Raw genomic sequence first — 12,886 nt, 5'->3', positions numbered from 1 at the left:
GACTGCGCCTTGACCCTACGCCGAGCGAGCCTCGTTCTTGCGCTGACCGACCGTGCGCGGCGCTTCAGGGCGCGACTTGTATTTTGTTAGCATCGGCCTGATCTCCGCTGCCGGCTTCGGCGCGCTGAACAGGTAACCCTGGATTTCCGAACAGCCGAGTTCGCGCAGCAAGTCGCGCTGCTGCTCGGTCTCGACGCCTTCGGCCGTCGTCGTCATGTGGCGTTCGGCGGCGATGTTCACCACCGCCTGTACGATGCAGGACGAGCCTTCCGGCTCGGCGATGTCTGATATGAAGCAGCGGTCGATCTTGATCTTGTCGAACGGGAAGCGCTGCAGATAGCTCAGCGAGGAATAGCCGGTGCCGAAATCGTCGAGCGCGATGCGGACGCCGATGGCGCGGAGGTCGTGCAGGACGGCAAGCGCCGCCTCGTCGTCGCGGATCAGAACCGCCTCGGTGATCTCGAGCTCCAGCCGGTCCGCGGCGAGGCCGGTTTCGGCGAGCGCCTTCATCACCTTGAGCGCCAGCGTGCCACTCCTGAATTGAACCGGCGAGACGTTGACCGCGAGCCTGATATGGCCCGGCCAACTTGCCGCTTCCTTGCACGCCGTGTTCAGCACCCATTCGCCGAGCTGGTTGATCAGGCCGGTATCCTCGGCGATCGGCACGAACTCGGCCGGCGAAATCATGCCGCGCTCTGGATGGCGCCAGCGCACCAGCGCCTCGCAGCCGGTAATCGCGTTGGTCTGCAGACCAAGACAAGGCTGGTAGTGGACCTCGAAGCCGCCATCGACGAGCGCCTGACGCAGGTCCATTTCCAGGCCGCGGCGGGCGCGGACCTCGGCCTCCATGTCAGGTTCGAAGAAGCGGTAGGTGCGGCGGCCAGCAGCCTTGGCCGCGTACATGGCGAGATCCGCATTCTTCATGATCTGGTCGAGGTCGGAGCCGTCCTGCGGTGCCAGCGCAATGCCGATGCTGGCGTCGGTAGTCACCTGATGGCCGAGGCACTGGTAGGGTGAGCGGATCGCCTCGAAGATACGGCTGACCAGCCTCATCACATCGTCGGTGTCCTCGATGCCGGTCTGGACGATGGCGAACTCGTCGCCGCCAAGCCGGGCCACGAAATCGCTCTTTCGCGCGCAAGCCGCGAGGCTCGCGGCGACCGATTTCAACAATTCATCGCCGATCATGTGTCCGAGCGAATCGTTGACGCTCTTGAATTCGTCGATGTCGATATAAAGCACAGCCAGTTGCCGGTCCGGCACGACATGGGCCAATTCGCGCTTGAGCCGCTCATGGAACAGCGTGCGGTTCGGCAGATCAGTCAGCGCGTCATAATGGGCGAGGTGGGTGATGCGCTCTTCGGCGCGGCGCCGCTCGGTGATGTCTTCATGGGTCGCCAGCCATCCGCCGTCCGCGACCGGCTCGTTGACGACCTGGATCGAGCGTCCGTCCGGCGTCGAAATGACCATGACGTTGCGGTGCGCGATGTCGCGCAGTATCACCTCGACATAGTGATCAACGTCGCCGACGAAGGACCCCGTCTGCTTGCGATGGGCGATCACCTCGCGGAAGCTGCAACCCGGTTTCACGACGTCGGCCGACAGGCCGTACATTTCCAGATATCGTTTGTTGCAGATGATGAGTTGCTGGTTCGAATCGAACAGCAGTAGGCCCTGCGTCATGTTGTTGACGGCGGTGTCGAGTCGTTGCTTCTCCAGTGTCAGCCGATGCTTCGAGGCGCGGTGCTGATGCGAAAGCTTGCGGACGACGAGAAACAGCAGGACGGCGATCGCCAGCACGGAAAAGCCGGTGACCGTGATCAGGATTACGGTCTGCTCGCGCCAGTCGGCCAGCGCCGCGGAGGTCGTGCTCGAAGCGACGATCAGAAGCGGAAAGTTCGTCAGCGCGCGCGAGGCGATCAGCCGGTCCTCGCCGTCGATCGGGCTGGTGAGGCGCGAGGTGCTGCGAGGCAGCTCGAATACCTGCCGCTGGGCGGGCGGACCGTTCTTGAAATTCTTGCCGATCAGTTCGGGCGCATGTGGATAGCGGGCCAGCAGCGTGCCGTCGCTGTGATGCATGGCGATGGAGGCGCCGGGCCCGAGCGCGACGGTGGCGAAGAATTTTTCGAAATTGGCAGGTTCGATGCCGCGGCCGATGACGCCGAGGAATTCGCCGTTCGGCCCGATGACTTTGCGGGCGAAGACCGTGGTCCAGGCGCCGGTGATGCGGCTGTAGACCGGATCAACCAGCATTTCCGGCGATTGCGGGCTGGACTTGAAGGTCCGAAAGAAGGCGCGATCCGCCGAGTTGACCGCTGGCGCCGGCCAGGCGATCGATGCATTGATCAGGTTGCCATCGGCGTCGAAGATGTTGATGCCGCCGACATAGGACAGCGCTTCGAGCTTCGATTTCAGCATCAGGTGGATGTCGTGACCGGACATCCGACGCTTGTAGTTTTCGACCGTCGCGATCCCGCTGGATCGCATGAACGCGATCAAGTCCTTCTGGACGACCTGGAAATCTTCGAGTTGCTGGTCGAAATGACGGGCGAGCAGGAGCACGGTGTTTTCCAGCTCGCGTTCGCTGTTACGTAACGCGCGTTCGCGGAAATTGCCGGCCATGATGGTCGCGCCGATCGCAATGGTGGCGATCAAGAGCGCGCCACCCACGATCAACCAGCGGATCGGGCCACCGCGGAAGGCGGACGCGATCCTGAGTGAACTGATGCCGGTCAAAGCCATTGGCGCGATCGCTACCGGGAATTGAACTGCCGGAAGCGGCGTTCTCCTAACCCGGCCCGCGTCCTGGATACCGCACCGAGATGGAGCCGGCGTTAGCAAGCCTGGTTAATGAAATGTTATTCGGGTGGCGGAAGGTTCCGTCGGCAACCTGCGAGGGTCATCGTTGGCAATGGAACTGACGATGCGCCGCCGACGATCAAACAGCGGATCGCAAAGCTCGCGGTCCGCGATCGTTGACGGAGGCTTGCGACAGCTCCGGGGCTTCGCAAAGCCGATGCCGAAGTCATTGCGGGGATGCCGGAGATCGATGCGCACGCTTTCTCACGGCGACGCTGGGAGTGGCAGAGCCATCGGGTCCGCCGTAGAACTGGCTGAACCGCCGCGGGTCGGTATAGGGATTGCCCGGGCCTTTGTTCTGGCAGTTGGCGTTCGGATAATAGAACGCGCAATAGCCGGGTTCGGACATGACCTGCTGTGCCAGTGCAGGTTTCGTGGCAGATGCCGAGATCGTGGCCAACACCGCCGCCGTACCCACGAGTCTTAAGATCGACATCGGATTCCTCCTTGTGAGGGGCCCGATCAGAGAACCCCGCAAGGTCGGGGCGCATTCCTCGCCGTGCAAGTCACACGCGCGTGACAACGGCGACACCACCGCCGGTTCACCGCTCCACGCGATAATGTCCGGACTTACCGCCGATCTTCTCGATGAGGTGGATGCCTTCGATGCGAACGCCGCGCTCCACCGCCTTGATCATGTCGTAGATCGTGAGGCATGCGACTGATACCGCGGTCAGTGCTTCCATCTCGACGCCGGTCGGGCCGGTGACCTTGACGGTGGCGCGGACGATGCAGCCGGAAAGCTTCTTGTCGGGCGTGATGTCGACCGTGACCTTGGATAGGGCCAGCGGGTGGCACAGCGGGATCAGCTCGGAGGTGCGCTTGGCCGCCATGATGCCGGCGATGCGGGCGGTGCCGAGCACGTCACCCTTCTTGGCGTTGCCGGAGACGATCAGATCGAGCGTCGCCTTGGTCATGATGACCCGCCCCTCGGCGACGGCGGTGCGCTCGGTCGCCGGCTTCTCGGAGACGTCGACCATCCGCGCCTCGCCGGATGTATCGATATGGGTGAGGGCGGCGCCGCCTTTGGAAGCCTTCTGCGCCATCGGCTAGCCGGTCCCGGTCGCGCGCGGCGCAGTCGTGCGCGATAGCAGCGCGCGCGTCGCTGCCGTCACATCGGCCTGCCGCATCAGGCTTTCACCGACCAGGAAGGTCGACATGCCGACGCGTTCAAGGCGGGCGAGATCGTCAGGCGTGAAGATACCGCTTTCGCCGACTATCAGGCGATCCTTCGGGATCAGCGGCGCCAGCGCCTCGCTGGTCGCCAGCGTCGTCTCGAAGGTGCGCAGGTTGCGGTTGTTGACGCCGATCATCGGCGAACGAAGTTTCAGCGCGCGATCGAGCTCGGCGCGGTCGTGGATTTCGATGAGCACGTCCATGCCAAGCGCAATCGCGGCGTCCTCGATGTCTTTGGCAGCAACATCGTCGAGCGCGGCCATGATGATCAGGATGCAGTCGGCGCCGTGGGCGCGGGCTTCCACCACCTGATAGGTGTCGAACATGAAGTCCTTGCGCAGCACCGGCAGGTTCGTAGCCGCGCGCGCCGCGACCATGAAATCGAGATGGCCCTGGAAAGAGGGCGCGTCCGTCAGCACCGACAGGCATGCCGCGCCGCCGGCCTCATAGGCTTTTGCCAGCGCCGGCGGATCGAAATCGGCGCGGATCAGCCCCTTGGAGGGCGAGGCTTTCTTCACTTCGGCGATCAGCGCGTAATCACCGCGGGCGAGCTTTTCCCTGATAGCGCGCACGAAGCCGCGCGGCGGCGATGCCGCCTTGGCGCGCCCTTCGATCTCGGAGAGCGGATGCGCCTTTTTGGCGGCAGCGATTTCCTCGCGCTTGTAGGCTTCGATCTTGCTCAGGATATCGGACATTGCTTACCGCCTTCCGGATCAGCCGCGCGAGACCGCGACCAGGTGCTTCAGCCGTGCGGCTGCCGCGCCGCTGTCGAGCGAATGGGCACCGATCGCAACACCTTCCTTCAGGTCCTTGGCGCGGCCAGCCACGATCAAGGCCGCCGCGGCGTTCAACAGCGCAACGTCGCGATAGGGGCTCGGCTGGCCGTTGAGGACGCTTTGCAGGGCCAGCGCGTTGGCGTCGGCATCGCCGCCCATGAGCGCGTCGATATTGCAACAACTGAGCCCCGCGTCCTCTGGCTTCACCTCGAATGTGGTGATCTTGCCGTTGTCGAGGCTGGCGACGAAACTCGGACCGGTGAGGGTGATTTCATCGAGCCCGTCGGAGCCGTGCACGACCCAGACGGATTCGGAGCCGAGATTTTTCAACACCTGTGCCAGCGGCTGCACCCAATGCCTGGAGAACACGCCGACCATCTGCCGCTTGACGCCGGCCGGATTGGAGAGCGGACCGAGCAGGTTGAAGATGGTGCGGGTGGCGAGTTCGACGCGGGTCGGGCCGACATTCTTCATCGCCGGATGATGCGCGGGCGCGAACATGAAGCCGATGCCGGCCTCAGCCACGCAGCGGCCGACCTGGTCGGGCGTGAGGTCGATTTTGACACCGAGCGACGCCAGCACATCGGCCGCGCCGGAGCGCGAGGACAGAGCGCGGTTGCCATGCTTGGCGACGGGTACGCCTGCGCCAGCGACGATAAAGGCCGCGCAAGTCGAGACGTTGACCGAACCGGAGCCGTCGCCGCCGGTGCCGACCACGTCGACGGAGTCCGCTGGCGCCTTGACCCGCAGCATCTTGCTGCGCATCGCCGACACTGCGCCGGTGATCTCGTCGACCGTTTCGCCGCGGACCCGCAGCGCCATCAACAGCCCGCCCATCTGCGAAGGCGTAGCCTCGCCCGACATCATGGCGTCGAAGGCGGACGCCGATTCTTCACGCGACAGCGTCGCGCCGGTGGCGACTTTTCCGATGATAGATTTGAGGTCGTCCATCGCTTGGCTTTCAAAATCGTGGCCTCATGGCGGGGAGGCGCCTTTGCGCCGCTCCGGACGATGCTTCCGCATCGCCGGGAGAACCATGAGGCCCGGCTCTCATCCTTCAAGACGCGGCCAGGTGGCCACTTCTCAGAATGAGGAGTGTCATTATGCTCAATTGTTGGCGCCCGTCACCTGCGCGAAGGCGGCCTGGTTGATGGAGGTGCCGATCTCGGACTCGATCTTCGCCACATATTGCGCGAGCTCCTCGTCGCTCAAGCTGCGCTGCAGCGTGTCCTTCAGCCGCTTCAGCTCCTCGGAAGCGGTGTCGACCGGCGGCACGGTCACGTCGGTGACGCGGAATACGATCCACTCGCTGCCACCGGCGCCCGGCGTCTGGCCGACGCCGTCCTTCGGCGTTCGGAATGCGGCCGTGACCGCGGCGGAGGGCACGCCCGAAAGCGAGGCATCGCGACGGAAACCGGTTGCGGTCTCGACCTTCGCTCCGATCGCGGCCGCTTCGGTGGCAAGGCTGCTGCCTTGCTCGACCTTCTGCACCATCTCGGTTGCTTTGGCGCGCAGCCGGTTCGAAATCTGGTCTTCGCGCCATTTCGCCTCGACCTGGCTGCGGACTTCGTCGAGCGGCCGCTCGCGCGAGGGCGTGATGCCGAGCACGTCGTACCAGACATAGCCGCCGGCAAACTGGATCGGTTCGTTGTCGACGCCGATATCGCTGTTGAAGGCCTGCGAGACGACGTCGAGGCCGCGCGGAATATTGGCGACCGGCTGGCCGTCGGGCGCGCGGCCGGAGCGATCGACGGCTTCGATCGTGACCGGGGTCAGGCCGAGCTTCTGCGAAGCCTCCACCACATTGGCGCCGCCGCTGCGCTCGTCTTCCATCTTGTTCTGGATTTCATTGACCTTGGCGCGCGCGCGTTCGGTCGCGATTTCCTTCTTGATCTGAGCGGCGACGTTTTCAAAGGTCGGCGTCACGCCCGGCTCGATCTTGCCGACCTTGACCAGCGCCACGCCGAAGCGGCCCTGCACCGGCTGGCTGACTTCGCCCGACTGCAGCGAGAACGCCGCGTCCGCAATCGCGGGATCGATGATTGCGTTCTTTGCGATCATCCCGAGGTCGACGTCGGCCAGATTGAGGTTACGCTCCTTGGCGACATCGTCAAACGACGTTCCCGAAGTGATGCGGCCGCGCGCGGCCTGCGCCTCGCCTTCGTTCGGGAAAAACATCTGCGACACTTCACGCTTTTCCGGCGTGCCGAACCTGTCGCGGCGCTGCTCGAAAATCTTCTTGGCGTCCTCGTCGGAGACCTCGATCGCTTTGCCGAGCTCTTCGGGGCTGATCACGACAAAGGACAGTTTGCGATATTCGGGCGCGCGGAACTGGGTCTTGCGATCCTCGAAATAGGCCGCGAGCGCCTCGGGCGAGGGCGGGTCGATCGTGCCGGCCTGCGCGGCGTCGAGCTTGACGTATTCGATTGAGCGCTGCTCGTTCTGGAAGCGCGTCATCGCATCGATCAGGACCTTCGGCGGCTCCAGCCCGGCCGAAACGGTGCCGGCGATCTGGCGCCGCAGGCCGACGCGCCGCTGTTCATTGAGATAGCGCTGCTCGGTATAGCCGAACTGCCGGATCGTAGCCTGGAAGCGCTGCGGGTCGAACTTGCCGCCCAATCCCTGGAAATTCGGATCGTTATAGATCAGCCGCATGGTCTCTTCCTGCGACTGGGCAAGCCCCATGCGCCGGGCGTCCTCATCCAGCGCTGCTTCGGCGATGGTCTGACGCAGCACCTGCCGATCGAGCCCGAAGGCGCGGGCCTGTTCGGAGGTCAATGGACGGCCGAAGGTACGGCCGAGCTGCTGCAGCTTCTCCGTGTAGATCTGGCGGAATTGATCGGTCGTGATCTCGATCTTGCCGACCGTGGCGAGCGATGACTGGCCGAACCCTTTGAAGATGTCGGCGATGCCCCACACTGCGAAACTGACAATCAAAACGCCCATCACGACGGCCATGACAATCTTGCCGAGCCAGTTTGATGAGGCTGTCCGAATTCCTCGAAGCATGGGTCCAACTTGTTTTTTTAAGGAGAGGGGAACCGGGTCGTGCCCGCGGGAATTCGGTTCAGGACCGAATCCACAACAAGGCGTCACCGAGTTGAAAACGCATCATAAAGTGGCCGCAGCCCCCCCGCAACCTCGACCAATCGGACGAATTGAAGCGGTTAATGGTTCGGGGATCGTCCTCCGGTATCTGGAACTGGCCGCACACCTCTGCTAGCGCATCTGTAACCCTCACATTTGCGGGACAATCGACATGACCGACGCCATCCGGCCGCTGATCGCCGGCAACTGGAAAATGAACGGCCTGAAATCTTCGTTAGTTGAGTTCGAAGCCATGATCGCCGGCGCGGGCGCGCTGGCCGGCAAGGCCGACCTTTTGGTCTGCCCGCCGGCAACGCTGATTGCCCCTTTCGCCGACAAGGCGCTCGGCTCCAAACTCGCCGTCGGGGCCCAGGATTGCCACGCCAAGGCATCGGGCGCGCATACCGGCGATCTCTCGGCCGAAATGCTGGCTGATGCTGGCGCGAGTGCGGTCATCGTCGGGCATTCCGAGCGCCGCGCCGACCATGGCGAAACCGACGCGGTTATCAGGCAGAAGGCGGAAGCGGTGTGGCGGGCAGGGCTGACCGCAATCGTCTGTATCGGCGAGACCCAGAAGCAGCGCGACGCCGGGCAGACGCTCGACGTCTGTGGCACCCAGCTTGCGGGTTCCCTGCCGGATGGCGCAACGGCTGCCAATCTGGTGTTGGCCTACGAGCCCGTCTGGGCGATCGGCACGGGGCTCACGCCAACGCCGAAAGATGTCGAGCAGGTTCATCGCTTTATTCGCGATGCCCTCACCAGCCGATTTAACGCGGAAGGTGGCCGGATCCGGATACTCTACGGCGGCTCGGTCAAGCCCTCGAACGCGGCCGAACTGATGGCGGTCAGCGATGTCAACGGCGCGCTGGTCGGCGGCGCCAGCCTGAAAGCTGTGGATTTTCTGGCGATTGCGGAGGTGTGCTAACTCAAGTTGGCATGCCTTCCTCTAAAGCGTTTTCGAGCGTAGTGGACGCCGGTTCGCGTCAAGAAAACGCGTCAAAACTAGAATCTAGAGCCCGGTTCTGATTCTATCAGAACCGGGCTCTAGCCGCTTCCAGTAGATCAGCGTGCCCGTCAGGCCGCCGCGGGGTTTGAACGCATAGTCCGGAATGACTCCCGTCAGCTTGAAGCCTACGCGTTCATAAAGACCCGCCGCGCCCTCATCCTCGGCGGTATCGAGCACCAACAGCCAGCGCCCACGCGCGATGGCGAGCCGCTCGGCCTCACGCAATAGCGCGGTCGCGATGCCGCGGTGGCGGTGGCTGACGCGCGTCATCATCTTGGCGATCTCGGCGCGATGCGGCTGGTTCGGCGGCAGATCGAGCAGCAGCGTCACGGTCCCGATCAGCTCGTCGCCATCGAAGGCGCCGAGAATAATCCGTCCGCCACGCGCCGCCGCGTTCAGCGAATTCGACCAGAACGCCTCGGCCGCTTCGCGAGACAGCGGATGCATGAAGCTGACAGAGCCGCCATTCGCCACCGTCTCGATCAACAATTCGCTCAACATCGCGCATACTTCGGGCGAAGGGTTCAAGGCTTTGATCTTGATATCAGACATGAGGATGAAATTCCGCTGACGTCAGCTTCGATGATTGATAGTGCGGGCGGCGCGCGCCCGCTTGATCTCGGCGATGCGGTCAACATCCTCGATCTGCAGGTGACGACCGCGTTCGAGGATTTCCAATGTGTATTCTTCATAGGTGAGGCCCAGCCGCTCGGCTTTCCGGATGCGAAACGCGACGATACCGGGCGAGGGATTTCTCCACGCCGCGCGATGCGCCGCCTTCCAGTAGAAGTAGTTGCCGATGCCGCCGTCGCCCCATTCGGGCCGGTGTTCGTCCTCCAGCGGTGGCCCGCCATTGTGGCCGGCAGTAATCGCATCGTCAGTGCTTGCTGGCTCGGTCGCGACGTTGTGGCGTACGAGCTTCAGCATCGTTGTCAGCTCCGGGAAAGCGCCACGACATAGGTGCAGGGCGCCGAGCTCTCGTTGGCGAACGTGACCTCCGCCGGCGGACCAAAGCCGAGACAGTCGCCGGCGCGCAGCTCATGGCGTTCGCCGCCATCAATGAGCACGAGAGACCCCGAAAGCACCCAGAGCACCTGGCGGATATGGAGATAGGACGCGGCAGGCAGCGTCACGCGCTGCCTTGGCGGCATTTCGACGTTGACGATCTCGATCGGATGATCCGGTCGGTTGAACACCTGCCGGCGCAGATAGCCGGTTTCGGGATCACGCCATACCGGCTGCTCGGCCGCGCGCGACAGACGTCCGCCCTGACCTTCGGCACGCAGCATCAGGCCGGCGAGGGTGAGATCGAAGGCGCTGGCGAGGCGCACCAGCACCACCGCAGTCGGCGAGACCTCGGCCCGCTCGATCTTGCTGATGGTTGCCTTGGAAACCCCGGAGCGTTCCGCGAGGTCGGCGAGCGACCAGCCACGGCTGTCGCGTTCGAGCCGCAAGCGGTGGGCGAGGCGGGCGCTCAGGTCGTCTACTAAAGTATCCATTCGTCCATTATATGAGAAATCTGGGGAACCTCAAGTCTCGGATGCGGGTGTATGGGAGCGGTGGTGCTGCCTTGCCGCCGCGCCTGCGGCAATTATCTCCACAGCGGCTAACGGGGGTGACAATGCCCCGTCCGATCGTGTAACACCGCGCAACTTCAGGAAAACCCGCAAGCGCTTGCTGCAGCCGAAGCCCGGCGCCCCTGGCTTGTGACGGAAGGTTTTGAGATGCAGACCGTCATCATCGTCGTTCACCTCATGATCGTGGCCGTGTTGATCGGCGCGGTGCTGCTGCAGAAGTCCGAAGGCGGTGGCCTCGGCATGGGCGGCGGCGCCGGCTTCATGTCGAGCCGCGGCACCGCCAACCTGCTGACGCGGACGACAGCGGTCCTGGCGGGGCTTTTCTTCGTGACCAGCATGGCGCTGGCCTGGCTCGCCGGCGTCGACCGCAAGCCGGCGTCGATTCTCGGCACACCCGCCACGCAGTCGCAGCCGGGTGGCGCGACGCCGGTTGCCCCGCCGACCTCCGGCGGCGTGCTCGATACGCTCAAGAAGGTGGATGAACAGCAGCAGTCGGCCCCGCAGGCGCCGCGTTCGCAATAAAGCAGGGTGGCTATGCAGGACGGGCTCTACCGTCCTGCATCAGAACTTCCCATCAATCGTCTGAAATTGCTTCAGTTTTAACGTCACCCACAGCCTGGCGAAATCTTCGTCCGCGCACGCGATTCGTTTTGGAGAATCGGGGCAGTGGCCTTAAAGGTAGAATCCCATGGCGCGGTACATATTCATCACCGGCGGCGTGGTTTCTTCGCTCGGAAAGGGTCTGGCTTCAGCGGCACTCGGTGCCCTGCTGCAGGCTCGCGGGTACAAGGTCCGCCTCCGCAAGCTCGATCCCTATCTCAATCTCGATCCCGGAACGATGTCGCCGTATCAGCACGGCGAAGTGTTCGTGACCGATGACGGCGCCGAGACCGATCTCGATCTCGGCCATTACGAGCGTTTCACGGGGCGTCCTGCCACCAAGGCCGACAACATCACCACCGGGCGCATCTACCAGGACATCATCAGCAAAGAACGCCGCGGCGATTATCTCGGCGCCACCATCCAGGTCGTTCCGCACGTCACCAACGCGATCAAGGAATTCGTCGTTTCGGGCAACGACGACTATGATTTCGTGCTGGTGGAGATCGGCGGCACCGTCGGCGACATCGAGGGCCTGCCGTTCTTCGAGGCGATCCGCCAGCTCAAGAACGAACTGCCGCGCGATCACGCGGTCTATATTCATCTGACGCTGTTGCCCTACATTCCGAGCGCGGGCGAACTGAAGACGAAACCGACGCAACATTCGGTGAAGGAGCTGCGCTCGATCGGCATCCAGCCGGACATCCTGCTCTGCCGCACCGACCGCGAAATCCCGAAGGAAGAACGGCGCAAGCTCGGCCTGTTCTGTAACGTGCGCGAAAGCGCCGTGATCGAGGCGAGGGACGTCGACAACATCTACGCGGTGCCTGAAGCCTACCACGCCGCCGGTCTCGACGATGAGGTGCTGGCCGCCTTTGGCATTCAGCCAAAGATTCCGCCGGCGCTGCAGAGCTGGAACGTCATCAACGAGCGCATCCGTAATCCCGAAGGCGCGGTGACCATTGCCGTCGTCGGCAAGTACACCGGCATGAAGGACGCCTATAAATCGCTGATCGAGGCGCTCTCGCATGGCGGCATCGCCAACAAGGTGAAGGTCAATCTCGACTGGATCGAGAGCGAGGTTTTTGAGAACGAGGATCCGGCGCCGTTCCTCGAACACGTCAACGGCATCCTGGTGCCCGGCGGCTTCGGCCAGCGCGGCGCCGAGGGCAAGATCCGCGCGGCGCAGTTCGCGCGGGAGCGCGACGTGCCGTATTTCGGCATTTGCTTCGGCATGCAGATGGCGGTGATCGAGGCCGCGCGTAATCTCGTCGGCATCGAGGACGCGAACTCGACCGAGTTCGGGCCGACCAAGGAGCCACTTGTCGGCCTGATGACGGAATGGCTGCGCGGCAACGAGCTGGAGAAGCGCGCCAAGGGCGGCGACCTCGGCGGCACCATGCGGCTCGGCGCATATCCGGCGATGCTGAAGCGCGGCAGCCGCGTCTCGGAAGTCTACGGCGGCGCGCTCGAGATTTCCGAGCGCCACCGTCATCGCTACGAGGTCAACACTGCCTACAAGGACCGTCTTGAGCAGCATGGCCTGCGCTTCTCGGGCCTGTCGCCCGACGGCGTGCTGCCGGAGATCGTCGAATACGAAGACCATCCCTGGTTCATCGGCGTGCAGTTCCACCCCGAGCTGAAGTCGCGCCCGTTCGAACCGCACCCGCTGTTTGCGTCGTTCATTCAGGCGGCGGTGGTGCAGTCGCGGCTGGTGTAGGCCTGCCACGCTATGCCTGCTGCAGGACCTCATCCTGAGGAGACCGCGAAGCGGTCGTCTCGAAGGATGAATGGCATGAGCCGGG

12 protein-coding genes are annotated in these 12,886 nt (G+C 63.7%); 3 read left to right on the top strand and 9 right to left on the bottom strand.

The window, feature by feature from the left end:
- Positions 1-15 precede the first annotated feature (15 nt).
- From J6524_RS03955 to J6524_RS03930, 6 genes are all read right to left on the bottom strand, one after another.
- Positions 16-2,742: a bifunctional diguanylate cyclase/phosphodiesterase gene (locus J6524_RS03955; RefSeq protein ID WP_225669040.1), complete on the bottom strand. Its 2,727-nt coding sequence runs from the start codon at positions 2,740-2,742 to the stop codon at positions 16-18.
- 283 nt (positions 2,743-3,025) lie between these two features.
- A complete protein-coding gene (locus tag J6524_RS03950; RefSeq protein ID WP_225669039.1) occupies positions 3,026-3,295 on the bottom strand; it encodes a hypothetical protein in 270 nt (89 codons plus the stop codon).
- Positions 3,296-3,401: 106 nt separating this feature from the next.
- Positions 3,402-3,905, bottom strand: coding sequence for a cyclic pyranopterin monophosphate synthase MoaC (gene moaC, locus J6524_RS03945; protein ID WP_225669038.1), 504 nt, complete (start codon positions 3,903-3,905; stop codon positions 3,402-3,404).
- 3 nt (positions 3,906-3,908) lie between these two features.
- Complete coding sequence (gene trpC / locus J6524_RS03940; protein WP_225669037.1) at positions 3,909-4,730, bottom strand: indole-3-glycerol phosphate synthase TrpC; 822 nt, start codon at positions 4,728-4,730, stop codon at positions 3,909-3,911.
- Positions 4,731-4,748: 18 nt separating this feature from the next.
- A complete protein-coding gene (gene trpD, locus J6524_RS03935) occupies positions 4,749-5,762 on the bottom strand; it encodes an anthranilate phosphoribosyltransferase (protein ID WP_225669036.1) in 1,014 nt (337 codons plus the stop codon).
- A gap of 156 nt (positions 5,763-5,918) precedes the next feature.
- A complete protein-coding gene (locus tag J6524_RS03930) occupies positions 5,919-7,820 on the bottom strand; it encodes a peptidylprolyl isomerase (RefSeq protein WP_225669035.1) in 1,902 nt (633 codons plus the stop codon).
- Between the two features lie 250 nt (positions 7,821-8,070).
- Here J6524_RS03930 and tpiA point away from each other — a divergent pair, with 250 nt between their 5' ends.
- Positions 8,071-8,823 carry a triose-phosphate isomerase gene (tpiA, locus tag J6524_RS03925; RefSeq protein ID WP_225669034.1) on the top strand — a complete coding sequence of 251 codons (753 nt, stop codon included), beginning with the start codon at positions 8,071-8,073 and terminating at the stop codon, positions 8,821-8,823.
- Between the two features lie 84 nt (positions 8,824-8,907).
- Here tpiA and J6524_RS03920 read toward each other — a convergent pair whose 3' ends face one another.
- Genes J6524_RS03920 through J6524_RS03910 form a run of 3 tightly spaced genes read right to left on the bottom strand, consistent with a single transcriptional unit; the run spans position 8,908 to position 10,403 of the window.
- On the bottom strand, positions 8,908-9,456 hold the full coding sequence (locus tag J6524_RS03920; protein WP_225669033.1) for a GNAT family N-acetyltransferase: 549 nt from the start codon (positions 9,454-9,456) through the stop codon (positions 8,908-8,910).
- Positions 9,457-9,477: 21 nt separating this feature from the next.
- A complete protein-coding gene (locus J6524_RS03915; RefSeq protein ID WP_225669032.1) occupies positions 9,478-9,831 on the bottom strand; it encodes a hypothetical protein in 354 nt (117 codons plus the stop codon).
- Positions 9,832-9,836: 5 nt separating this feature from the next.
- A complete protein-coding gene (locus J6524_RS03910) occupies positions 9,837-10,403 on the bottom strand; it encodes a helix-turn-helix domain-containing protein (RefSeq protein WP_225669031.1) in 567 nt (188 codons plus the stop codon).
- Between the two features lie 225 nt (positions 10,404-10,628).
- On the opposite strand from J6524_RS03910, the gene secG reads away from it, so the two are divergent.
- A complete protein-coding gene (gene secG, locus J6524_RS03905; protein ID WP_225669030.1) occupies positions 10,629-11,003 on the top strand; it encodes a preprotein translocase subunit SecG in 375 nt (124 codons plus the stop codon).
- A gap of 166 nt (positions 11,004-11,169) precedes the next feature.
- Positions 11,170-12,801 carry a CTP synthase gene (pyrG, locus tag J6524_RS03900; RefSeq protein WP_225669029.1) on the top strand — a complete coding sequence of 544 codons (1,632 nt, stop codon included), beginning with the start codon at positions 11,170-11,172 and terminating at the stop codon, positions 12,799-12,801.
- Positions 12,802-12,886 lie beyond the last annotated feature (85 nt).

It is taken from the genome of Bradyrhizobium hereditatis (assembly GCF_020329435.1).
Lineage (GTDB): Bacteria > Pseudomonadota > Alphaproteobacteria > Rhizobiales > Xanthobacteraceae > Bradyrhizobium > Bradyrhizobium hereditatis.
This window is presented reverse-complemented; position numbering and strand designations above follow the sequence as displayed.